Origin of the sequence: Delftia sp. JD2, assembly GCF_001682645.1 — a bacterium.
Lineage (GTDB): Bacteria > Pseudomonadota > Gammaproteobacteria > Burkholderiales > Burkholderiaceae_C > Comamonas > Comamonas acidovorans.
The window spans coordinates 129474-152125 of sequence record NZ_LFJT01000006.1 but is presented as its reverse complement, the minus strand read 5'-3'; the positions used below and the strand labels follow the sequence as shown (position 1 = coordinate 152125).

The following is a 22652-nucleotide window of genomic DNA, read 5'->3' as shown; positions in this document are numbered from 1 at the left end:
CCTTGAAGTCTTCGGATCAGTAGTGGAGGCGGTAGTTGAGCTGCAGTTCGCGGGTGTTGCCTGCAGTGTTCAGTCCCGATTTGGAGAAATTCAGGCCCAGCATCAGGTGGTCGGCACCGAACACGCTGGTGGCCAGCCCGAAGCCCAGGTCATAACCCGCGCCGTTGAGGCTGTGATGAGTCAGCGCCAGCCGGGCGAAGGGCCGCAGGGCCCGCGAATACTGCTGCTCATACGCCATGTTGGCCATGACCTGCAGGCCCGAGTAGCGGAAGCTGCGCGGCAGAAGGTAGTCGATGCTGGGCACCTCGCCCGGGGCCAGATAGCGCAGGATGGCCGCGTCGGCGCCCTCCAGCAAAGCCGGATCGTCACGGCGGTAGCTGTGCCAGGAGGTGAAGGCACCGAACTGCAGCAACGGTGCCTCGCTGCGATATGTATGAAGGTATTGCAGCTGCGTGTGGTTGCCCGAGCCCACGCGTGCGCCGGTCTGTACACGGTAGCGCTCGGCGGCAAATTCCACGGTGATCTGATCCAGCCGCGAGAGCTGATAGCTCGCGCCAAACGATGCACGGTCCTTCATGCCGCCCATGCGCATGGCCAGCGTTTCCTGGGTGACCAGATCGCGGCCCAGCGAGGCCTGCAGGCTCAGGCGGTTGTCCAGCCGATAGGTTTGCGAAAACTGCATTGGCGTGTATCCGTTCAGGCTTTCACGTCGGCCCAGCATGAATTCGCTGGTGGCTGCCTGAGTCTTGCGCGTCAGGCGCAGGCCCACGCCACGCTCGGACGATGGCGAGCGCACGGCAGCCCCCTGGTGGGTGGAGCGGCTGAACTGCTCTGCATCCACATCCAGAGCCCAGCGCGGATTCAAGGCCAGATGCCAGCTGATCCGCTTTTGCTGCTCGTCGATGCTGTCCAGATGCAGGCTGCGCAGGCGCAGCCCCCCGAAGTCGCTGAAAGCCAGCAACTGCTCGGTCAGCGCCAGGTGCAGGGGATCGTCGTCCTGCTGGTCGTCCTGGGTCTCGAAAGCCGCCGACTGGGCGCGCCGCACGTCGCCCACCAAGGCTGCTGCATTGACGCGGTCATAGCGCGGCAGCGCCTCGTCATGGCGCTGCAGCAATTGCCCGGCCTGGGCCACATCCTTTTCCGCCAGCGCCACCGTGATCTCGGCCCACAAAGGCGCGCTGGCGCTCTTGCTGCGGCTGCGCGCGTACTGCTGCCACAGGTAGCCACGCTCGGCCTGGTACTCGCCGCGCTCCTGCAGCCAGGCAATGGCCAGTTCGGCCGCCGCCGTCGAATGCTCGCGGCGCCCGCCCGCCAGATCCATGCGCAGCAGTTCTCGCAGCAAGGCCAGTTCCTCGTCACCCTGCGTCTGGAACAGCATCAGCCGATTGCGTGCCTGGCGCTGCACTTCGTCCAGTCCCTCATCCGTCAACCAGCGGCGTGCCGCCAGAGCCGCCCTGCCCTCACGCGCCCTGGTCTGGGCGACCTGGCGCTGCCATACCTGCTGGCGCAGGCTCCAGGCCAGATCGGCCTGCTGGTTCTGCTCCAGCGCATCGGCATACAACATCAGCCAGAGAAAGTCGTCGTTGTGCTCCGGACGATGCGGCTGCAGATAGCGCTGCAGCGCGATGGCAGGACGTGACAGGGTCATGTAGGCCGCGGCCAGCGCGCTGTGCATGTCGGCGTCCCGCGCCCAGATCGGCTCCACCGTGGCCAGCAGCAGCTTGAGTGCCGAGACGTTCTGCACATCGATCAACAGCCAGATCATGGCTTGGCGCAATGCCGTGGATGTGGGGTCCAGCGCAAGGCCCTTTTCAAAGGCTTCCATGGCCTTTTTCGGCTGGCCGGTTCGCTGGAAATACGAGCCCGCCACCTGGTAGAAGGTGGGCTCGCGTTGCAGGCGTTTGATCAGGGCCGGATCTGCGGCAGCGCGCTCGATCTGGCGACCGATCTGCGACCAGTCACCCTGGTCTTCCAGAAGATAGAAGGCGAGTGTGAAGTGGCGCACCTCGTGGAACTGCTCCCAGGCGCGCAGCGACATCTGCGCAGCCTCGCGCTTGTTGGTGCGCTGCAGCATCTGGATCAGTTCGTCATAGTCACGCAGGCCTGCATGAGGAGTCTGCAGCAAGCGGCGATACGCCTGAAGCATCAGTGCCTCGTTGCGCTGCTCCAGGGCCAGGTCACCCAGCAACCGCCAGTAGTCACCTTCATCCTGCATGCCTGCAGGCACGCGGGTCTGCGCATCGTCCAGCCAGCGCAGACCCAGATCGGGCTCACCCTCCAGCAGCGCAAGTACCGCAGCAGGCATGGCATGGGCGGGGGTGCGTTGCTCGGGATCGCGCAGCACGCGCTTCCAGGCGGCGAGCGCATCCTTGGGCCGGCCTGCACGCTCGGCCAGCTGCGCCAGCAGGATCTGCGATTCGGCCGTCATGCCACGGGCCTGCAGATACTCGATGGCAGCAGCAGGTTCCGCCTGGCGTTCATAGGCCTGGACCAAGGCCTGCTGCAACGCGAAGTCCTGCGGGCGTTTGACCAGTTGATGGCGCAGACCCGCGATCAGCGCACGGTCATCGAACAGGCCGGGCGCCAATCGCATCACGGTCTGCCAGGCATCCTCGCGCCCTGTGGTGTGGGCCAGCACCAACCAGTTGTCCAGCGCCAATTGCTGGCGGCCTGACCATTCCGATACCTTGGCCAGGCGTTCGCGCCAGGCCATGTCCTGGGGCGACTGCTGCACCGCAGCCGAGGCCACGCGCCAGGCATCTTCCAGATTGCGGCTTTCCAGAAACACCTCGTAGCCCAGCTGATATGTCTTGTCGTCGAACGGCAGGCCCGGCGGTGTCTTTGCGCCGGAACTGGCCGTTCGGACCCAATGCCAGCCGGGTGCGGAGAAGGCCACGGGCTGCAGCGCCCAGGCGCCGTCATCGACTGCGCCTGGCAGGCCCGCCATGCCAGCCGTCTGCATGTGCTGCAGTTGCTGTAGCAAAGACAGCTTGAGCAGTTGCTTGGCGTAGCGTTCCGCCTCGCCGTGATCACCCGCGGCTCGCGCCAGGCCTATGAGCCGGCGCAGAGTTTCGGGGTCGCTGCCCAGCAGGTCCTGCTGCTCGCGCGCCAGTACCAACGCCTGCTTGGCGAGATTGCCGGACTGCAGAACCTGCAGCGCCTGCCACAGGTAGTCACGCGACTTCTGAACATCGTCCGTCGAGGCACTGGCCTTGCGCAGAAGCTCGGCTGCATCCTCGTACATGGCCAGTCCCAAAGCCTGACGGGCGGCGGCCTCGTAGACGCCGGACTTCAGGCCAGCTGCGGCCTGCCGTCGCGCGACCTCCTCGTAGATGGAAAGCGCCAGGTTTTTGTCGTCCAGCACCATCGCTGCGGAGGCAAGGTACAGCGATTGCGCACTGCTCAGTCCGTCGCGCGGAACGCTCTTGAGTGCCTCCATGACTTGTGCCGACAACTGCTGAGCGTCGCTCGAGGAGCGATGGCCTTGCTTTTCGGCTTCCATGTAGCGCTGGTACAGCGTTTCCCAATGCTCCCAGGCCAGCATGGCCGGACTGGGGATGGCCTGCTTGCGCGCCTCTTCCTCGGCCTCACGGATGGCGGCTATGCGCTGCTGCTTGGCCTTGAGCAGGTCATGCAGGTGCTCATTGCCGGGATCGCTCTTGAGCAGGTTGTTCAAGTAGTTGAGCGAAAGCTCTGAATCGTCCTTGGTATCGGAGAGTCGGCGCTCCAGGTCGCGCTTGGGAAACAGCATCCACAGAGCACCACCGATCAGCACTGCCAGCAGTGCGATCAACCATGCAGGAACCGTGGTGGGGCGTTCAACGCGCGCCGCATTGCGCTTGTAGTTGGGCACTGGTCTGGGTACTTCTGTAGGAGCGAACGCCGGGCAGGTCCGAACTGGCCACGGCGCCATTGGCAAGGGGTTGGGAAGGCTTCACCGCGCCGAGCGTGCAGCCTTGCGGCAGGAACATGCGCAGCTCCAGTGGCACATGCCCCTGCAGGGCAAAGCGCACGCTGCCATCGGCCTGTTCCTGCCAGGAGGTGATGCGGGCGTTGCTATCGATCAGATACGGGCGGCTCGCGGGTTGCGTGCCCGCATCGCGGGCGGCCAGCCGGGCTGCGCCCGTGGCCAAGTGCAGATAGTGGCCATCCACGCCCTTGGCATAACCGGCAATGCCGCTGCTGCCGGACAGCACAGGAACGCCGAGGGAGGGCGGCATGCGCAGCGTGCGCAAACGGCCGGGTCCGCCCAGGCGCCAGCCCTGCTCGTCCTTGCCCACGGCAAAGTCATAGAAGTCCTGGACCTTGCGGATGTACTCCGAGCTGTACACCGGGTGCAACTGGTGGGAAAGCGCCCATCCGTACACCTTGTGCAATGCCTTGATGCTGGCCTGCTTGCTGGTGGAGTAGGAGTGGTAGTAGATGTCCACGGCCTTCAGGCGGCGAGGCGCATCGGTCATCTCGAAGGTTTCGATGACACGCTCGAAGCCGTAGAACGGCCCGTGCCAGAGATTGGTGTAGATGTTCTCGTTGGTGATGGGGGCATAGATCTGCAACCGCCCGCCCTTGCGCAGCCCCCAGCTGCGCACCTTGGTCAACGTGGGGCTGGCGCGGGTGATCGAGGTATCGCCACCATTCATGTTCAACAGCCCGGCTCTGTCGGAAATCGACAGGGCCTCGACGCTGGGCGAGGTGTTGCCCGACCAGAGAAACACGCTGACCGGCTTGCCCGCAGGCGCAAGGCGCGTGCGGATGTAGTCGACAGAACCGCCGATCTCCCGGTTCAGGTCCATCGTGTAGCCGGGAATGTGCAGGTTCAGATCCACCTCGTTGTTGTCATCCGGATCCCGGGGCACGCTGGGGTCCCAGATAAAGGGATGGGAGTAGGAGTGGCTGGCCACCTCCACATGGGGCATGGCGAAGATGCGCTTGGCGATGCCCTCAAGCTCGCCAGCCCATTGCGGATACAGGCCCTGCGGGGAGACCTCTGCCTCGATCACCGAGATGGTGTGCGGAATGCGGTAACGCTCCAGGATGTCGCGGCGCAGCACCTCGCCAGCAAACGGTGTCCCCGGCAATTCCGCCTTGGAAGGAAAGCCGTCGCCGTCCACATGGGCCAGCAGCAGGCGCCGGCCGTTCTCGGTCGTGACATCGGGAATCGGAAAATCCGGCAAGCGCAGGGATTCACGCAACAGCGCAAACGGATCGATGACCCAGCGGGACTGGTCAGTTCCTGGCACACCCACCACCACATAGGGCATGAGCGCAAAGCCTCCCCAGGGCGTGATGGCGGCAGACACGAAGCGGCGGCCCTGCCTGTCGTCAAACGAGAGAAGCTGGCGGCTTTGCTGGGCCATCTGCGGGGTCAGCTCCCAGCCTTCGTAATCGTGCGCAGGCTCGGCGACCTTGGACTCGAAGCCCATCATGGGAGCCAGTTCGGCGCGTTTCAGGGGGAGTGCGGGCGTGGCCTCCGTGCTGCGTGTGCCCAGCAACTGGGACAGCGTGCGGTCCTGGGTTGCGCCCAGGGTATTGACCACCAGCAAAGGCATTCCCTGCTGCACCTGATTGCCCAGCCATTGGCGCAGGGCGCCGGCCCTGGAGCCGGGCACGGCTCCGCCAAACCAGCTGATCACGCCTGCGTAACGGTCGCGCACCACATCCTGCGGCAGCGCATCGCGCATATCGACATAGTCGGCGATATAGCCCATGTAGTTGAGCGGCATCTCCAGAAAACGGTGAGCCGAGGCGCTGTTGATCGACGAGTACTCTCCGCCGTTGTAGAGAATCAACACCCTGCGCGCCACCGCCTCCACCTGGCCTATGCCCAGGGTCTGCAGGCCTGCATCCGACACCCACGGAATGACGCCCAGCTGCGCAATGCGGCGGGCGGTCTCGCGCGTGGCATCGCGGTCGTGCGGGGCCACGTAGTCGATGGACAGCACCGGCAGGCGGTCACGCTCACGGATGGTCTGCAGTTGCTGCAGCAGCCATTCGCGGTCTTTCTCGGGCACGTTCACATAGCGCTTGAGGCTGGCATCCCAGCCCCGCAACAGCGACTCGGCCGCCACCATCTGTACCTTGTCCCTCACGCGCGGCACGATCTCGAAGCCCCGGTTCAGGATCAGGCGGATGCCGGGGTAGCGCTGGTGCAGCGTCTCGATGACACGCACCAGGCCGTCCTGCTGGGCCTTTTCGTCGAAATTCGCGGCCAGGCGGTAGGAGTCCAGCGTGTCCAGGAAGAAGCCGCGAAAGCCCTGCTTCCACAGCGGCGCGATCACCTCGTCGGCAAAGAAGGCGGGCCACTGGGCAGGCGTCTGGTCCAGGACGATGGACTGCCAGGCGCCGTTGCGCGCCATCTTCCAGGCCTCGGGAATCTTGCTGAAGTAGGCGCGCTCGGGCAGCACCTCGGCCACGGAGGCATATGCGTAGAGTTCGCTGCCCGGAGCCTGCTTGCGGAATTGAATGGGGTCGTAGCCGTGGCCCGGCTCCACGACGGCGATGTCGTAGAGGCTCAGTTCACTGAGCGAGGCCTTGTTCCCGTAATAGACGGCAACCGCTGGCTCGGCGGCCTGCACCGCCCAGCCGCACAGCACCCCCCAGCAAAACAGGCAGGTTCGCAGGAAAGCGTTCACGGCCTTCTCCTTGGGGTGTGGCCACGCACGGTCAATTCATAGTTTTTGTACATCAAATTTCTAGTCGATTTGATAAAAGCTATCGTCAGTCCGACGAAATGCGGGCGCGAGCATACCGGTTTTTGTCTGCAAACGTGTCTTCTCCCTACTTTTGTGCTCGGCGCCCTTGAAGCCTGGGGGAAGCTGGGTTATGGCGATACTAGGCAGGCAGAAAAATCACCAATGAAAGGTATTCATGATTCTGGTCACAGGCGGCGCCGGCTTCATCGGCTCGCATACCTGCGTGGAACTCGCCGCTGCGGGCGAGCCCTACCTGATCTACGACAACTTCAGCAACAGCAGCCCCGATGTGCTCGAACGCATGGAACGCATCACGGGCCGGCGCCCGCTGTGCGTCGAGGGCGACGTGCGCGACCGCGCCGCGCTGGAGCGGCTGTTTGCCGAGCACTCCATCCGCGAGGTGATCCACTTCGCCGCGCTCAAGGCCGTGGGCGAGTCCGTGGCCCAGCCGCTGCGCTACTACGAACACAACGTGGGCGGCACGGTGGCCCTGCTGCAGGCCATGCGGACGGCGGGCGTGCGCAGCCTGGTGTTCTCCTCCTCGGCCACGGTCTACGGCAATCCGGCCAGCCTGCCGATCCGCGAAGACTTTCCGCTGTCCGCCACCAACCCCTACGGCCGCAGCAAGCTGTGGATCGAGGAAATGCTGGCCGACCTGGACCGGGCCGAGCCCGGCCAGTGGAGCCTGGCACGGCTGCGCTACTTCAACCCCGTGGGCGCCCATGAAAGCGGCCTGATCGGCGAGGACCCGCGCGACATCCCCAACAACCTCATGCCCTATGTGTCGCAGGTCGCCATCGGCCAGCGCCAGCAGCTCAGTGTCTATGGCGATGACTATGCGACGCCGGACGGCACGGGCGTGCGCGACTACATCCACGTCACCGACCTGGCGCGCGGCCACCTGGCGGCGCTGCGCTATCTGCGCGAGCGGCAGGGCCTGCTGACCGTGAACCTGGGCACGGGGCGCCCGGTCTCGGTGCTGGAGATGGTCAAGGCCTTCGAGCGCGCCAGCGGCCGCCCCGTGCCCTACCAGATCGTGGCGCGCCGCCCCGGCGACGTGGCCCAGTGCTGGGCCGACCCCGCCGAGGCCGAGCGCCTGCTGGGCTGGAAGGCTGCGCTGGATATCGATCGCATGTGCGAGGACGCATGGCGTTGGCAAAGCCAGGCCGCAGGCCTCAAGCGCTGAACCCCGCAGCGCATGCGGGCGCCGAGGGCGTGGTATCTTTTCGCCCTTGTTTCACGCCCTAGCCACGAGTCTGCCCATGCTTGCCAAACGCATCATCCCCTGTCTTGACGTCACGGGAGGGCGCGTCGTCAAAGGCGTGAACTTCGTGGAACTGCGCGATGCGGGCGACCCGGTGGAGATCGCCGCGCGCTACAACGCCCAGGGCGCGGACGAGCTGACCTTCCTGGACATCACGGCCACCAGCGACGGGCGCGACCTGATCCTGCCCATCATCGAGTCCGTGGCCAGCCAGGTCTTCATTCCGCTGACCGTGGGCGGCGGTGTGCGCACCGTCGAGGACGTGCGCCGCCTGCTCAACGCGGGCGCCGACAAGACCAGCTTCAACTCGGCCGCCATCGCCAACCCCGATGTGATCAACGCGGCCTCGGACAAGTACGGCGCGCAATGCATCGTCGTGGCCATCGATGCCAAGCGGCGCACGGCCGAGGACGAGCAGCGCATGGGCACCGATGGCCGCGCTGCCGGCCCCGGCTGGGACGTGTACAGCCACGGCGGACGCAAGAACACCGGCCTGGACGCCGTGCAGTGGGCCGCCGAAATGGCGCGCCGCGGCGCGGGCGAGATCCTGCTGACCAGCATGGACCGCGACGGCACCAAGTCCGGGTTCGACCTGAAGCTCACGCGCGCCGTCAGCGACGCCGTGCCCGTGCCCGTGATCGCCTCGGGCGGCGTGGGCTCGCTGGACGACCTGGCCGATGGCGTGACCCTGGGCGGCGCCGACGCCGTGCTGGCCGCCAGCATCTTCCACTACGGCGAATTCACCGTGGGCCAGGCCAAGCAGCGCATGGCCGAGCGCGGCGTGCCCGTGCGCCTCTGATACGGCGCGTCGGCGGACTCCTTCATTTCAGTTTTCCATGGCGCTCGCGCCGCCCACAACCCATGAAACCGGCGCGGCCCAAGGGACCAGGGACAGCGAGCAAGGGCCGCCCCGCAGCAAGGCTGTCGTCTCCCTCCCGCGCAGCGAGAGAGGGGGAAGGCGCGAAGCGACTCAGGGGGTGTATTTTCAATCCAGGCAATTCCTGACAATCCTGTCACAGGGATGCCCACCCAGGATATTCACAATGCAGGCAATGAACTGGCTAGATCAAGTCAAATGGGATGCGCAGGGCCTGGTGCCCGTGATTGCGCAGGAAAAGGACACGGGCGACGTGATGATGTTCGCCTGGATGAACCGCGAGGCCCTGGCCAAGACGGCCGAGCTCGGCCGCGCCGTCTACTTCAGCCGCTCGCGCAACAAGCTGTGGTTCAAGGGCGAGGAATCGGGCCACGTGCAGACCGTGCACGAGGTGCGCATCGACTGCGACAACGACGTGGTTCTGCTCAAGATCACCCAGACAGGCCACGAGCCCGGCATTGCCTGCCACACGGGGCGCCACAGCTGCTTCTACAGCGTGCTGCAGAACGGCCAGTGGCAGGCCGTCGATCCGGTCTTGAAAGACCCCGAATCGATCTACAAATGAATTCCACGACCATGAACGACACCGCAAGCACTTCCTCGCTGGACGCCCTGGCGCGCCTGGCCGCCGTCATCGAAAGCCGCAAGCCCGCCAACGGCGGCGACCCCGACAAGAGCTACGTCGCCCGCCTGCTGCACAAGGGCCCGGATGCCTTTTTGAAGAAGATCGGCGAAGAGGCCACCGAAGTGGTCATGGCCGCCAAGGACGCAGACCATGGCGGAGACGCCGGCAAAATCCTCTACGAAGTGGCCGATCTGTGGTTCCATAGCATGATCGCCCTGGCCCACTATGGCCTGACGCCCGCCCAGGTCGTTGCCGAACTGGAACGCCGCGAAGGCACCAGCGGCATTGAGGAAAAGGCGCTGCGCAAGGCCCAGGAACGTGATGTGAACGAGAAAGGACCGCTGCCATGAGTGACGATTACATCGAAGTCCGTGCCCTGGACCAGTCCCGCATCGAAGGCCTCAAGGCCTGGGGCTGGGTCAGCTACCTGCTGCACCTGGTGGTGGCCGTGGCCGCCGTCGTGCCGGGCGCCCAGCCCAGCATTGCGCTGCTGGTGATCGCCCTGATCATCGATCTGGTCAAGCGCGGCGACGCCGAAGGCAGCTGGATGGCCAACCACTTCTCGTGGCGCATCCGCAGCGTGATCTGGGCCGGCATCCTGTACCTGGTCACGGCGCCGCTGTGGCTGCTGTTCTTCGTGCCCGGCTGGATCGCCTGGACCGTCATCTCCATCTGGTTCCTCTACCGCATCGTGCGCGGCATGGTCGCCATGAACCGCAACCAGGCCGTGGACCGCTGAAGGTCCCGGGCACACCGCCATGACTCCGACCCCGACCTGCAAGATCAACCTCGCCCTGCAGGGCGGGGGCTCGCACGGTGCCCTGACCTGGGGCGTGCTCGATGCGCTGCTGGAAGACGGCAGCTTTGTCTTCGACGGCATCAGCGGTACCAGCGCCGGTGCCATGAATGCCGTGGCCCTGGCCCAGGGCTTTGCCAAGGCTGCACGCCAGGAAAGCGATCCGGTGGCCGCCCAGGCGCTGGGGGCCGAGCTGGCCCGCGCCACGCTGACCGAACTGTGGGAAGGCGTGGGCACCATGGGCAGCCTGATGTGGGGCGCGCCCCTGCCGGGCAGCCCCTTCATGGGCGTGCTCAACCAGTTCTTCTCGCCCTACCAGACCAACCCGTTGGACATCAACCCGCTGCGCAAGCTGCTCGAACGGGTCGTGGATTTCGAGGCGCTGACGCATCCGCCCGTGGAAGGCGTGGTGCCCAAGGTCTTTGTCTGCGCCACCAATGTGCGCACGGGCCGGGGCTGCATCTTTTCGGGCAGAAAACTCAGTGCCGACGCGGTCATGGCCTCGGCCTGCCTGCCTCAGCTGTTCAAGGCCGTGGAAATCGATGGCGAGCCGTACTGGGATGGCGGCTTTTCGGGCAACCCGGCGCTGTACCCGCTGATCTACGGCACGGCGTCCAGCGACATCCTGCTGGTGCAGATCAACCCCATTGAGCACACCGATCTGCCCAACACGGCGGCCGACATCATGGACCGCATGAACGAGGTCACATTCAACGCCGGCCTGCTGGCCGAGCTGCGCGCCATCGAGTTCGTCAAGCGCCTGCTAGAGCAGGGCAAGCTGGACCCGGCACGCTACAAAAAGGTGCTGCTGCACCGCGTGGACGGCGGCTCTGTGCTCAAGGGTTATGGCGCCTCGACCAAGACGCGCTCCGACATGCGCTTCGTGCGCGAGCTGTTCGAGCTCGGACGCGAGCAGGGCCAGCAGTGGCTCCAGCAGCACCGCAGCGACATCGGCGTACGCCAGACGCTGCGCATCAACGACAATCCGGCCTGATTTCCAACCTACCGCCAGCCTCCCAGGATTCCTGTAGCGCCATGCACGACCACGACCCGAACTGCCTGTTTTGCCGCATCACCAAAGGCGAGATCCCTTCCCGCAAGGTCTATGAGGACGAAGAAGTCTTCGCCTTCCACGACATCCATCCCGGCGCGCCCATCCACTTCCTGATGGTGCCCAAGAAGCACATCCCCTCCATGGCCCAGGTCCAGGCCGAAGACGCCCCGCTGCTGGGCCGCCTGATGGCACTGGCGCCCCGCCTGGCTGCCGAGCAAGGCTGCAACCCGTATCCCGACGGCGGCTTTCGCCTGGTGGTCAACACGGGCACCGAAGGCGGCCAGGAAGTCCACCACCTGCATATCCACGTCATGGGCGGCCCCCGCCCCTGGCTCAAGGGCTGAAACTCAAGGGCTGAAAACGCCGCAGCGGCCATGCTGCCTGCGGCAGATGGCTGACGCCCGGCACAAGGTGGCCCGTCTCTTGCTTGAGGCACCCTCTGTTTCTTGCGTCGGCCAAACGGCTTTTGTGGGGCCTTGCGAACTGCCGCCATGGCCCGGCGTCTAAAATGACCTGCAATTCTTAGGAGAGATTCTCATGGGCTCGTTTTCCATCTGGCATTGGCTGATCGTCCTGGCCATCGTGGTTCTGGTGTTCGGCACCAAGAAGCTGAAGAACATCGGTTCCGACCTCGGCGGCGCCGTCAAGGGCTTCAAGGACGGCGTGAAGGACGGTTCGACCTCCACCGACACTCCCGCAGCCGCTCCCGGCCAGGTCGCCGGCCAGACGGCTGCCGACAAGACCACCATCGACGTCGAAGCCAAGCAAAAGAGCTGATGGCCCGCACGCCAAGCTTCCATGTTTGATATTGGCCTTTCCAAGATGGCGCTCATCGGTGCCGTGGCCCTCGTGGTCATCGGTCCCGAGAAGCTGCCGCGCGTGGCGCGTACCGTCGGCACCCTACTGGGCAAGGCCCAGCGCTATGTCTCCGATGTGAAGGCCGAGGTCAACCGTTCGATGGAACTCGACGAGTTGCGCAAGATGAAGGACACGGTGGAAGGCGCGGCGCGAGACGTCGAGCAATCCATACACACTTCGGCCGCCAACTTCGAGAAGGACTGGAACGAGTCCACGGCATCGCTCAACGGCACGTCTTCCTCGTACGACTCCTCTTCCTACGGCTCCGACAGCGATACCTACAGCGCCGTGGCGCCGGCCTACCGCCACCCGGGCAAGAACTGGCGCCTCAAGCGTGCCGCCGTGCCCCAGTGGTACAAGGCCCGCGCCGGCGTGCGCACCAAGGCGCAGTCGGGCGCGGCGCGCGTGGCGCGCTTTCGCCCCCAGAAGTCCCGCTGAAGATGCCGGCGCGCCGCGGGCCACGAGGCAACCAGCCCAGCCTCTGCCACCCGGGCACCCGCCATTGCCGAATCCTGCCCGATCCGTCGGGCTTTCTGCTTTTCACCCCAGGTCCGTGGATGCCCTTGCGGCCCGCCGCGGTTTCGCACCATGTCCGACATTCCACCTAAAGACGACGAGCTGGCAGGCACCGAGCAGCCTTTCGTCCAGCACCTGATGGAGCTGCGCGACCGCCTGCTCTATTGCATCTACGGCATCGGTCTGGCGATCGCCGTGCTGGCCGTGTGGCCCGGCCCCAACGGGCTGATCGACTTCATCGCCCATCCGATCAAGGCCCACATGCCGCCCGATGCCAAGCTCATCGCGGTGGGCGTGTTCACGCCCTTCTTCGTACCGCTCAAGGTGCTGATGATGGTGGGCGTGCTGGCCGTGCTGCCCTGGATCATGTACCAGATGTGGGCCTTCGTGGCGCCCGGCCTGTACAGCCATGAAAAGCGCTTTGCGCTGCCGCTGATCATCTTCGGCAGCCTGCTGGCCTATATCGGCATCGCCTTCGTGCAGTTCTTCGTGCTCGACAAGATGTTCGCCTTCATCCAGGGCTTCACCCCGGACAGCGTGGCGGCCACGCCGGACATCGCCTCGTATGTGGAGGCCATCCTGTCGCTGTACCTGGCCTTTGGCCTGGCCTTCCAGGTGCCCATCGTGGTCATGCTGCTGGTGCGCTTCGGCCTGGTGGACATCGCCAAGCTCAAGTCCTTCCGTGGCTACTTCATCGTGGTGGCCTTCATCATCGCCGCCGTGGTCACGCCGCCCGACGTGATCTCCCAACTGGCCCTGGCCATTCCGATGTGCATTCTTTACGAAATAGGCATCCTGGGCGCCGGCTGGTTCAGCCGCGTCTCCAAGGCACCGGAAGAAGAAGCCGAACCCGGCACCGCAGTGGACAAGCCGGCAGAGGATAAACCCTCCCCCTGAGTCGCTTCGCGCCTTCCCCCAGAGGGGGACGACACCCTCGGTGCGGGGCGGCGCGGCCGGCCCAGGCCCTTCCTCGGTGTCCCTCGCTTTAGGGCGCGCCAGTTTCAAGGGCCTACGCTGAAACACGAGGAATCTGTAATAAAAAGCCCTTGGTTCATCACCAAGGGCTTTTTCTTTGTCTATGGCCAAGCCCCTTCCGGGGTTGGCATCTCACCGAGGCAGGTCGGACGCGCCCATCAAGAATTCATCGATGGAGCGAGCGGCCTGACGGCCTTCGCGGATGGCCCAGACGACCAGGGACTGGCCGCGGCGCACGTCGCCGGCGGCGAACAGCTTGGGCACGCTGGTGGCGTAGCCGCCCGTGAAGTCGGTGGTGGCCTTGGCATTGCCGCGGGTGTCCTTGTCCACGCCAAAGGCGTCGAGCACGGCCTGCACAGGGCTGACGAAGCCCATAGCCAGCAGCACCAGGTCGGCCTTGAGCACCTGCTCGCTGCCGGGCACCTCGACCATCTTGCCGTCCTTCATTTCGATGCGCACGGTCTTGACGGCCGTGACCTGGCCCTTCTCGCCGATGAACTCCTTGGTGGCGATGGCGAACTCGCGCTCGCAGCCTTCCTCGTGGCTGGAGCTGGTGCGCAGCTTGATTGGCCAGTAGGGCCAGACCAGGGGCTTGTTCTCCTGCTCGGGCGGCATGGGCATCAGCTCGAACTGGGTCACGCTGACGGCGCCGTGGCGGTTGCTGGTGCCCACGCAGTCGGAGCCGGTGTCGCCGCCACCGATGACGATGACGTGCTTGCCATCGGCCCGCAGCTGGCCCTTGAGCTTGTCGCCGGCGTTGACCTTGTTTTGCTGCGGCAGGAACTCCATGGCGAAATGGATGCCCTTGAGTTCGCGGCCGGGCACGGGCAGGTCGCGCGACTGCTCGGCACCGCCTGTCAGCAGCACGGCGTCGAACTCGGCCATGAGCTGCTCGGGGCTGACGGTTTCCTTGGCCCAGTTGGTGACCTTGGAGTCTTCGCCCAGGCCGTCCTTGCCCGCCACCAGCACGCCGGTACGGATCTTGACGCCTTCGGCCACGAGCTGCTCGACGCGGCGGTCGATGTGCGACTTCTCCATCTTGAAGTCGGGAATGCCGTAGCGCAGCAGGCCGCCCACGCGGTCGTTCTTCTCGAACAGCGTGACATCGTGGCCGGCGCGCGCCAGTTGCTGCGATGCGGCCAGGCCTGCGGGGCCTGCGCCGACTACGGCCACCTTCTTGCCGGTCTTGCGGCTGCTGGGCAGGGGCTTGACCCAGCCTTCGGCCCAGGCACGGTCGATGATGGCGTGCTCGATGGACTTGATGCCCACGGCGTCGTCGTTGATGTTCAGGGTGCAGGCGGCCTCGCAGGGCGCGGGGCAGATGCGGCCGGTGAACTCGGGGAAGTTGTTGGTGCTGTGCAGCACGGCGCTGGCGCTCTTCCAGCCGCCGTGGAAGACCAGGTCGTTGAAGTCCGGAATGATGTTGTTGACCGGGCAGCCGCTGTTGCAGAACGGCGTGCCGCAGTCCATGCAGCGCGCGCCCTGGATCTTGGCCTGGCTGTCATCGAGGCCGATGACGAATTCCTTGTAGTGCTTCACGCGCTCGACGACGGGCGCGTAGCCCTCCTCGAGGCGTTCATATTCCATGAAGCCGGTGGTCTTTCCCATGATTCGTTGTCCTGATGTGTGGGGTGCAGGGATGGATGCGGGCCGCTGCCCGCATCCTTCGCTTCCTTGTTATTTGGCGGCCACGGCTTCCTTGGCGTGTTCCTCGACCTCGGGCGTGGCGGGCTCTTCCATCACCTGGCGCTCGTACATCTCGGACAGGGCACGCTTGTACTCGCTGGGGAAGACCTTGACGAACTTGGAGCGGGCCGCCGCCCAGTTGTCCAGCAGGTCGCGGGCGCGCTTGGAGCCGGTCCAGCGGCTGTGCGCCTCGATCAGTGCACGCAGCTGGCGTTCGTCGGTTTCGCGGCGGTGCCAGACGGCGGGCGAGACCTGGGCCAGGTGTTCGTCGTGGGGCAGCACCTGGTCCAGCGAGACGGACGCCTTGTTGCAGCGCTCGGCGAAACGGCCATCCTCGTCATACACATAGGCCACGCCGCCGCTCATGCCAGCCGCGAAGTTGCGGCCCGTCTTGCCCAGCACCACCACGGTGCCGCCGGTCATGTATTCGCAGCCGTGGTCGCCCACGCCTTCGACCACGGCCGTGGCGCCCGACAGGCGCACCGCGAAACGCTCGCCGGCCACGCCGCCGAAGAAGGCCTCGCCGCTGGTGGCACCGAACATCACGGTGTTGCCGACGATGGTGTTGGTCGTCGTGTCGCCGCGGAATTCATGGCTGGCATGCACCACCACGCGGCCGCCGGACAGGCCCTTGCCCGTGTAGTCGTTGGCATCGCCGCGCAGGTTCAGCGTGATGCCGTTGCACAGGAAGGCACCGAAGGACTGGCCGCCGGTTCCCTCGAAGTGGATGCGGATGGTGTCATCCGGCAGGCCTTCGGGATGCACGCGCGTCACGGCACCGGAGAGCATGGCGCCCACGGAGCGGTTGACGTTGCGCGCCACTTCCATGATGCGCACGCGCTCGCCGTTCTCGATGGCGGGCTTGCAGCGCTCGATGAGCTTCACGTCCAGTGCCTTGTCCAGCAGGTGGTCCTGCTTTTCGACATGGAAGCGCGCCACGTCGGCGGGCACTTCGGGCTGAGCGAACAGGCGCGAGAAGTCCAGGCCCTGGGCCTTCCAGTGCTGCAGGCCCTTGCGGGTGTCCAGCAGGTCGGCACGGCCGATCAGGTCGTCGAACTTGGCAACGCCCAGCTGGGCCATGATCTGGCGCACTTCCTCGGCGATGAAGAAGAAGTAGTTCACCACATGCTCGGGCTTGCCCGAGAACTTGGCGCGCAGCACCGGGTCCTGCGTGGCCACGCCCACGGGGCAGGTGTTCAGGTGGCACTTGCGCATCATGATGCAGCCCTCGACGACCAGGGGCGCCGTGGCGAAGCCGAACTCGTCGGCGCCCAGCAGCGCGCCGATGACGACGTCGCGGCCGGTCTTCATCTGGCCGTCGGCCTGAACGCGGATGCGGCCGCGCAGGCGGTTGAGCACCAGGGTCTGCTGGGTCTCGGCCAGGCCGATTTCCCAGGGCGAGCCCGCATGCTTGATGGACGACCAGGGCGATGCGCCCGTGCCGCCGTCGTGCCCCGCGATCACCACGTGGTCGCTCTTGCACTTGGCCACGCCGGCCGCGATGGTGCCCACGCCCACTTCGGACACGAGCTTGACCGAGATGTCGGCGTGCGGCGCCACGTTCTTCAGGTCGTGGATCAGCTGGGCCAGATCCTCGATGGAGTAGATGTCGTGGTGGGGCGGGGGCGAGATCAGGCCGACGCCGGGCACGGAGTGGCGCAGCTTGCCGATGTAGTCGGACACCTTGCCGCCGGGCAGCTGGCCGCCTTCGCCGGGCTTGGCGCCCTGGGCCATCTTGATCTGCACCTGGTCCGAGGACGACAGGTACTCGGCCGTGACGCCGAAGCGGCCCGATGCCACCTGCTTGATCCTGGAGCGCAGCGAGTCGCCGTCCTGCAGTTCGATGTCGGCCTCGACCTTGTCGGCGCCGATGATGGAGCCCAGGGTCTCACCCTTCTTGATCGGGATGCCCTTGAGCTCGTTGCGGTAGCGCTGGGGATCTTCCCCGCCTTCGCCGGTGTTGCTCTTGCCGCCGATGCGGTTCATGGCCACGGCCAGCGTGGCATGGGCCTCGGTGCTGATCGAGCCCAGGGACATGGCGCCCGTGGCAAAGCGCTTGACGATGTCCTTGGCCGATTCGACCTGGTCCAGCGCAATGGCCTTGGCCGGGTCGAACTTGAACTCGAACAGGCCGCGCAGCGTCATGTGGCGCTTGCTCTGGTCGTTGATCAGCTGGGCGTATTCCTTGTACGTGCTCCAGTTGTTGGAGCGCGTGGAATGCTGCAGCTTGGCGATGGCGTCGGGCGACCACATGTGCTCTTCGCCACGGGCGCGCCAGGCGTATTCGCCACCGGCGTCCAGCATGGTCTCCAGCACGGGATCGTCACCGAAGGCCGCGCGGTGGTTGCGGATGGTTTCCTCGGCGATCTCGAAGACGCCGATGCCCTCGACGCGGCTGGCCGTGCCGGTGAAGTACTTGTCCACGGTGTCGCTGTTCAGGCCGATCACCTCGAACAGCTGGGCGCCGCAATAGGACATGTAGGTGGACACGCCCATCTTGGACATGATCTTGGACAGGCCCTTGCCGATGGCCTTGACGTAGTTGTAGATGGCCTTGTCGGCCGACAGGTCGCCGCCCAGCTCCTTGTGCATGTCGGCCAGGGTTTCCATGGCCAGGTAGGGATGCACGGCCTCGGCGCCGTAGCCTGCCAGCACGGCGAAGTGGTGCACTTCGCGCGCCGTGCCCGTTTCCACGACCAGGCCGGCCGTGGTGCGCAGGCCCTCGCGCACCAGGTGCTGGTGGATGGCCGACAGCGCGAGCAGCGCGGGGATGGCCACCTGGGTGGCGCTCACATGGCGGTCGCTGATGATCAGGATGTTGGCGCCGCCCTTGATGGCGTCCACGGCCTGCGCGCACAGCGATGCCAGCTTGGCTTCCACGCCCTGCTTGCCCCAGGACAGCGGGTAGGTGATGTCGATCGTTGCGCTCTTGAACTTGCCCTGCGTGTGGCGTTCGATGTCGCGCAGCTTGGCCATGTCGGCGAAGTCCAGCACGGGCTGGTGCACTTCGAGGCGCATGGGCGGGTTGACCTGGTTGATGTCCAGCAGGTTGGGCTTGGGTCCGATGAAGGACACCAGCGACATCACGATGGCTTCGCGGATGGGGTCGATCGGCGGGTTGGTCACCTGCGCGAACATCTGGCGGAAGTAGTTGTACAGCGGCTTGTTCTTGTCCGACAGCACGGCCAGCGGGCTGTCGTTGCCCATGGAGCCGATGCCTTCCTCGCCGTTCTTCGCCATGGGGGCCAGCAGGAACTTGATGTCTTCCTGCGTGAAGCCGAAGGCCTGCTGGCGCTCGAGCAGCGGCAGGCTGGCGGCCTCGGGGCCGGCATGGGTGTCACCGCCCACGCTGCCCAGCTTGATGCGCAGGTTCTCGATCCACTGCTTGTAGGGCTTGGTGTTGACGATGTTGGCCTTGAGCTCGTCGTCCTCGATCAGGCGGCCCTGCTCCAGGTCGATCAGCAGCATCTTGCCGGGCTGCAGGCGCCACTTGCGCACGATGGAGCTGTCGGGCACGGGCAGCACGCCGGCCTCGGAAGCCAGGATGACCAGGTCGTCGTCGGTGATCACGTAGCGCGAGGGGCGCAGGCCGTTGCGGTCCAGCGTGGCGCCGATCTGGCGGCCATCGGTGAACACGATGGAGGCCGGGCCGTCCCAGGGCTCCATCATGGCGGCGTGGTATTCATAGAAGGCGCGGCGGCGCTCGTCCATGGACTCGTGCTGCTCCCAGGGCTCGGGAATCATCATCATCACGGCCTGGCTGATGGGGTAGCCGGCCATGGTCAGCAGTTCCAGGCAGTTGTCGAACGTAGCCGTGTCGGACTGGCCTGCGAAGCTGATGGGATAGAGCTTCTTGAGGTCCTCGGCCAGCACGGGCGAGGCCATCACGCCCTCGCGCGCCAGCATCCAGTTGTAGTTGCCGCGCACGGTGTTGATTTCACCGTTGTGGGCCACGTAGCGGTAGGGGTGGGCCAGCGGCCACTCGGGGAAGGTGTTGGTGGAAAAGCGCTGGTGCACCAGGCCGATGGCCGAGACGCAGCGCTCGTCGGACAGGTCGTTGTAGTACACGCCCACCTGGTCGGCCAGCAGCAGGCCCTTGTAGACCACGGTGCGGCTGCTCATGCTGGGAACGTAGTATTCCTTGCTGTGCTTGAGCTTGAGGTTCTGGATGGCGGCGCTGGCCGTCTTGCGGATCACGTACAGCTTGCGCTCGAGCGCGTCCTGCACGATCACGTCGGCGCCGCGGCCAATGAAGACCTGGCGCAGGATGGGCTCCTTTTCCTGGACCGTGGGCGACATGGGCATGTCGCGGTTCACGGGCACATCGCGCCAGCCCAGCAGGACCTGGCCTTCGGCCTTGATGGCGCGTTCCATCTCCTGCTCGCAGGCCAGGCGCGAGGCATGCTCCTTGGGCAGGAAGATCATGCCCACGCCGTACTCGCCCGCGGGCGGCAGGGCCACGCCCTGCTTTGCCATCTCTTCGCGGTAGAGCTGGTCGGGAATCTGGATCAGAATGCCCGCGCCATCGCCCATGAGCTTGTCGGCGCCCACGGCGCCGCGATGGTCGATGTTTTCGAGGATCTTGAGCGCGCCGGTGACGATGTCATGGCGCTTGACGCCCTTGATATGTGCAACAAAGCCGAGGCCGCAGGCGTCGTGCTCGTTGCTCTTGGAGTACAGACCGTGGTCTTGGAGATGCTTGATCTCGGCAGCCGTCGTCATGGCGGAATCCTCAAATTTTTCGCAGGGAACGCAAGATTAAGGCAAGGCATCACCTCATGCAATAAATTTATATGAGGGTCAGATCCCAATTAATTCCAGAACAAAAAAATCGGAAATTAATAAGGGACATATTTATTTCACAAAGACCTGCAGTGAGGAATCAAGCACTTGCAGGCCATCAGTGGGCACTAACGCACTGTTGTGGTGCGCTCATTGGTCCGTCCGGGCGGACGGCCGGCACGTTGGCGGGTCACACGGCGCTCGGTGCGCTGTTGTAAATCGGCAATGAATTGCTCATCGCCCAGCGCCCAGCCCCGCAGCGCCGACTGGCTGATGCGCTCGGCGTCGTCGGCGCCAACCCCCTCTTCCACGGCTTCCACATAGGCCGCATCCCGCGCAAACGGGGTGTTGCCCAGCTCCCAGAACACGGCATGGGGCTGGATCAGCGCGTCGCTGCGCAGGCCGGCGTTGTGCGCGTAGCTGGACCAGGGCCAGTCGGCCGGCCGCTGGACCAGGCCGGCGCGCACGGGGCTGTCGTCCATGAAGACCATGGTGGGCAGCAGCCAGCTGGGCTGCAGCACCGTGCCGCGATAGCGGCCTTCCCACAGCGTGCCGCTGCGGCCGTGTCGGTCGTTGAAGTAGCGCACATAGCGCCGGCCCACGGCCTGCATGAACTTGGGCAGGCCATCGCTGGTGCGGGGCGTGGCCAGCAGGTGGAACTGGCTGGGCAGCAGCACGTAGGCATGCACGGCCAGCTCGCAGCTGCGCGCCATCTCGCGCAGCAGCCCCAGCATGGTTTCCCGGTCCTGGGCATCGATGAAGATGTCCCCGCCGTTGTTGCCGAGCTGGATGATGTGGTGCGGCAGATCCGCAAGGGTGAGTCGGGGCAGGCGGGCCATGGTGCGAGTGCGGGGCGTGGATCGGCAATTATGGAGCGCCGCGCCGCCCGCCGCCCTAGAGGGAAAGCCGCGATGAGGCCCGCAGCAGCTGGCTCACCAGTTGCGTGGCGGCCAGCAGCCGGGGCAGCAGTTGCCCGCGCATCATCTCGGCGCTGTTGCGGTTGGCCTGGCCGCTGATGTTGAGCGCGGCCACGGTGCGCCCGGCCGCGTTCTTCACGGGCGCCGCGATGGAGATCAGGCCTTCGGCCAGTTCCTGGTCCACCAGGGCCCAGCCCTGGGCGCGCACCTCCAGAATGCGCTGGCGCAGGCGGTCATCATCCTGCTCGGTCAGGGCCGTGAACTGCCGGCGCTCGCGCGCATCCAGCAGGGCCTGCAGGGATTCATCGCTCTCGCCGGCCAGCAGCACGCGACCCATCGAGGTCCAGCAGGCCGGCAGGCGCGAGCCCACGCCGAGGTTGGTGCTCATGATCTTGTGGGTGTGCACGCGCAGCACATAGACGATGTCGCCGCCATCGAGCACGGCGGCCGAGCAGGACTCCTTGACCTCGTCGACCAGGTTTTCCATCACGGGCTCGGCCAGGTTCCAGACCGGGGTGGAACTGAGATAGGCAAAGCCCAGTTCCATGATGCGCGGCGTGAGCTGGAACAGCTTGCCGTCGCTCTTCACATAGCCCAGCGTCTGCAGCGTCAGCAGGATGCGCCGGGCCCCGGCGCGCGTGAGCCCCGTGCGCGCCGCCACCTCGCTGAGCGTCTGCGCGGGCGCCTCGGCGCTGAACGAGCGGATCACGCCCAGGCCGCGCGCAAAGGACTGCACATAGCTGTCGCCGGGGCGCGGCGTGCCGCCCTCTTCTTCTGTCCCACCTGTGGAAATTACGGAAGCGGCATTTTTTTCCATGGCTCTATAATTCTTTCTGCGAACTTTTGTTCTACATACGAACATTTTAGCGCAGCGCCAGCGGCCTGCATACCGGAGACAAGCAAGTGATCAACAAAATCACCGACACCATCGCCGAGGCGTTGTCGGGCGTCCAGGACGGCTCCACCGTGCTGATCGGGGGCTTCGGCACCTCGGGCAATCCCACCGAACTCATCGACGGCCTGATCGCCCACGGCGCACGCGAGCTGACCGTGGTCAACAACAACGCGGGCAACGGAGACCAGGGCCTGGCCGCCCTGCTCAAGAGCGGCCAGGTGCGCAAGATCATCTGCAGCTTCCCCCGCCAGGTGGACAGCTGGGTGTTCGACGACCTGTACCGCAGCGGCAAGATCGAGCTGGAACTCGTGCCCCAGGGCAACCTGGCCGAGCGCCTGCGCGCCGCCGGCGCCGGCATCGGCGGCTTCTTCTGCCCCACGGCCTATGGCACGGAGCTGGCCAACGGCAAGGAAACGCGCGAGATCAACGGCAAGCACTATGTGCTGGAGCATCCCATCCACGGCGACGTGGCACTGGTCAAGGCCGAGAAGGGCGACCGCTGGGGCAACCTGACCTACCGCATGTCGGCCCGCAACTTCGGGCCCGTGATGGCCACGGCGGCCAAGCACACGATCGCCACCGTGCACGAGATCGTGGAGCTGGGCGCGCTGGATCCCGAGGCCGTGGTCACGCCCGGCATCTACGTGAGCCAGATCGTGAAGATCGACCGTGTGGCCACCCAGGCCGGCGGCTTCAAGAAAACCGCATGAGCGCC

At 65.6% G+C, this 22652-nt stretch carries 17 protein-coding genes; 11 read left to right on the top strand and 6 right to left on the bottom strand.

What is annotated here, in order from left to right; all coding sequences use genetic code 11:
- Positions 1 to 16 precede the first annotated feature (16 nt).
- Both ACM14_RS05410 and ACM14_RS05405 read right to left on the bottom strand, forming a co-directional pair.
- Positions 17 to 3853 (bottom strand): tetratricopeptide repeat protein, encoded by a 3837-nt coding sequence (locus ACM14_RS05410; protein WP_065345568.1) that lies wholly within the window; start codon positions 3851 to 3853, stop codon positions 17 to 19.
- Complete coding sequence (locus ACM14_RS05405) at positions 3819 to 6632, bottom strand: bifunctional glycoside hydrolase 114/ polysaccharide deacetylase family protein (protein WP_065345567.1); 2814 nt, start codon at positions 6630 to 6632, stop codon at positions 3819 to 3821. The genes ACM14_RS05410 and ACM14_RS05405 overlap by 35 nt, the downstream gene beginning before the upstream one ends.
- A gap of 235 nt (positions 6633 to 6867) precedes the next feature.
- On the opposite strand from ACM14_RS05405, the gene galE reads away from it, so the two are divergent.
- From galE to tatC, 10 genes are all read left to right on the top strand, one after another.
- Entirely contained in the window at positions 6868 to 7878 is a 1011-nt protein-coding gene (gene galE / locus ACM14_RS05400) for a UDP-glucose 4-epimerase GalE (RefSeq protein WP_065345566.1), read from the top strand.
- Between the two features lie 76 nt (positions 7879 to 7954).
- Complete coding sequence (gene hisF / locus ACM14_RS05395) at positions 7955 to 8755, top strand: imidazole glycerol phosphate synthase subunit HisF (protein WP_065345565.1); 801 nt, start codon at positions 7955 to 7957, stop codon at positions 8753 to 8755.
- Between the two features lie 244 nt (positions 8756 to 8999).
- Positions 9000 to 9398, top strand: coding sequence for a phosphoribosyl-AMP cyclohydrolase (gene hisI, locus ACM14_RS05390; protein WP_013800785.1), 399 nt, complete (start codon positions 9000 to 9002; stop codon positions 9396 to 9398).
- Positions 9395 to 9808, top strand: coding sequence for a phosphoribosyl-ATP diphosphatase (locus ACM14_RS05385; RefSeq protein ID WP_016450992.1), 414 nt, complete (start codon positions 9395 to 9397; stop codon positions 9806 to 9808). The genes hisI and ACM14_RS05385 overlap by 4 nt, the downstream gene beginning before the upstream one ends.
- Positions 9805 to 10197: a hypothetical protein gene (locus ACM14_RS05380; RefSeq protein ID WP_065345564.1), complete on the top strand. Its 393-nt coding sequence runs from the start codon at positions 9805 to 9807 to the stop codon at positions 10195 to 10197. Before ACM14_RS05385 ends, ACM14_RS05380 begins: the two co-directional genes overlap by 4 nt.
- A 19-nt stretch (positions 10198 to 10216) precedes the next feature.
- Positions 10217 to 11248, top strand: coding sequence for a patatin-like phospholipase family protein (locus ACM14_RS05375; protein WP_065345563.1), 1032 nt, complete (start codon positions 10217 to 10219; stop codon positions 11246 to 11248).
- A gap of 41 nt (positions 11249 to 11289) precedes the next feature.
- Positions 11290 to 11652 carry a histidine triad nucleotide-binding protein gene (locus tag ACM14_RS05370; RefSeq protein ID WP_034396985.1) on the top strand — a complete coding sequence of 121 codons (363 nt, stop codon included), beginning with the start codon at positions 11290 to 11292 and terminating at the stop codon, positions 11650 to 11652.
- Positions 11653 to 11845: 193 nt separating this feature from the next.
- Positions 11846 to 12085 carry a Sec-independent protein translocase subunit TatA gene (tatA, locus tag ACM14_RS05365; protein WP_013800780.1) on the top strand — a complete coding sequence of 80 codons (240 nt, stop codon included), beginning with the start codon at positions 11846 to 11848 and terminating at the stop codon, positions 12083 to 12085.
- A gap of 21 nt (positions 12086 to 12106) precedes the next feature.
- The gene (gene tatB / locus ACM14_RS05360; RefSeq protein WP_012207353.1) at positions 12107 to 12604 is read left to right on the top strand and encodes a Sec-independent protein translocase protein TatB; all 498 of its coding nucleotides are present in this window, start codon (positions 12107 to 12109) and stop codon (positions 12602 to 12604) included.
- 150 nt (positions 12605 to 12754) lie between these two features.
- On the top strand, positions 12755 to 13579 hold the full coding sequence (tatC, locus tag ACM14_RS05355) for a twin-arginine translocase subunit TatC (protein ID WP_013800779.1): 825 nt from the start codon (positions 12755 to 12757) through the stop codon (positions 13577 to 13579).
- 210 nt (positions 13580 to 13789) lie between these two features.
- Here the strand turns inward: tatC and ACM14_RS05350 are convergent, their stop codons facing one another.
- The 4 genes from ACM14_RS05350 to ACM14_RS05335 all read right to left on the bottom strand — a co-directional run bounded on the left by ACM14_RS05350 (position 13790) and on the right by ACM14_RS05335 (position 21859).
- Entirely contained in the window at positions 13790 to 15265 is a 1476-nt protein-coding gene (locus ACM14_RS05350; protein WP_043822251.1) for a glutamate synthase subunit beta, read from the bottom strand.
- Positions 15266 to 15334: 69 nt separating this feature from the next.
- Positions 15335 to 20065, bottom strand: coding sequence for a glutamate synthase-related protein (locus tag ACM14_RS05345; protein ID WP_013800777.1), 4731 nt, complete (start codon positions 20063 to 20065; stop codon positions 15335 to 15337).
- Positions 20066 to 20253: 188 nt separating this feature from the next.
- On the bottom strand, positions 20254 to 20964 hold the full coding sequence (locus tag ACM14_RS05340; protein ID WP_043822249.1) for a transposase: 711 nt from the start codon (positions 20962 to 20964) through the stop codon (positions 20254 to 20256).
- A 55-nt stretch (positions 20965 to 21019) separates the two neighbouring features.
- On the bottom strand, positions 21020 to 21859 hold the full coding sequence (locus ACM14_RS05335) for an IclR family transcriptional regulator C-terminal domain-containing protein (RefSeq protein ID WP_065345562.1): 840 nt from the start codon (positions 21857 to 21859) through the stop codon (positions 21020 to 21022).
- A gap of 86 nt (positions 21860 to 21945) precedes the next feature.
- Here ACM14_RS05335 and ACM14_RS05330 point away from each other — a divergent pair, with 86 nt between their 5' ends.
- Complete coding sequence (locus tag ACM14_RS05330) at positions 21946 to 22647, top strand: 3-oxoacid CoA-transferase subunit A (RefSeq protein WP_065345561.1); 702 nt, start codon at positions 21946 to 21948, stop codon at positions 22645 to 22647.
- Positions 22648 to 22652: the final 5 nt, after the last annotated feature.

Bases quoted from the DNA above. Each gene is read 5' to 3' on its own strand.
- ACM14_RS05380 (WP_065345564.1), top strand. From the start codon at position 9,805: ATGAGTGACGATTACATCGAAGTCCGTGCCCTGGACCAGTCCCGCATC.
- hisI (WP_013800785.1), top strand. From the start codon at position 9,000: ATGCAGGCAATGAACTGGCTAGATCAAGTCAAATGGGATGCGCAGGGC.
- ACM14_RS05350 (WP_043822251.1), bottom strand. From the start codon at position 15,265: ATGGGAAAGACCACCGGCTTCATGGAATATGAACGCCTCGAGGAGGGC.
- ACM14_RS05335 (WP_065345562.1), bottom strand. From the start codon at position 21,859: ATGGAAAAAAATGCCGCTTCCGTAATTTCCACAGGTGGGACAGAAGAA.
- galE (WP_065345566.1), top strand. From the start codon at position 6,868: ATGATTCTGGTCACAGGCGGCGCCGGCTTCATCGGCTCGCATACCTGC.
- ACM14_RS05345 (WP_013800777.1), bottom strand. From the start codon at position 20,065: ATGACGACGGCTGCCGAGATCAAGCATCTCCAAGACCACGGTCTGTAC.
- ACM14_RS05385 (WP_016450992.1), top strand. From the start codon at position 9,395: ATGAATTCCACGACCATGAACGACACCGCAAGCACTTCCTCGCTGGAC.
- ACM14_RS05340 (WP_043822249.1), bottom strand. From the start codon at position 20,964: ATGGCCCGCCTGCCCCGACTCACCCTTGCGGATCTGCCGCACCACATC.
- tatA (WP_013800780.1), top strand. From the start codon at position 11,846: ATGGGCTCGTTTTCCATCTGGCATTGGCTGATCGTCCTGGCCATCGTG.
- hisF (WP_065345565.1), top strand. From the start codon at position 7,955: ATGCTTGCCAAACGCATCATCCCCTGTCTTGACGTCACGGGAGGGCGC.
- tatB (WP_012207353.1), top strand. From the start codon at position 12,107: ATGTTTGATATTGGCCTTTCCAAGATGGCGCTCATCGGTGCCGTGGCC.
- ACM14_RS05370 (WP_034396985.1), top strand. From the start codon at position 11,290: ATGCACGACCACGACCCGAACTGCCTGTTTTGCCGCATCACCAAAGGC.
- ACM14_RS05375 (WP_065345563.1), top strand. From the start codon at position 10,217: ATGACTCCGACCCCGACCTGCAAGATCAACCTCGCCCTGCAGGGCGGG.
- tatC (WP_013800779.1), top strand. From the start codon at position 12,755: ATGTCCGACATTCCACCTAAAGACGACGAGCTGGCAGGCACCGAGCAG.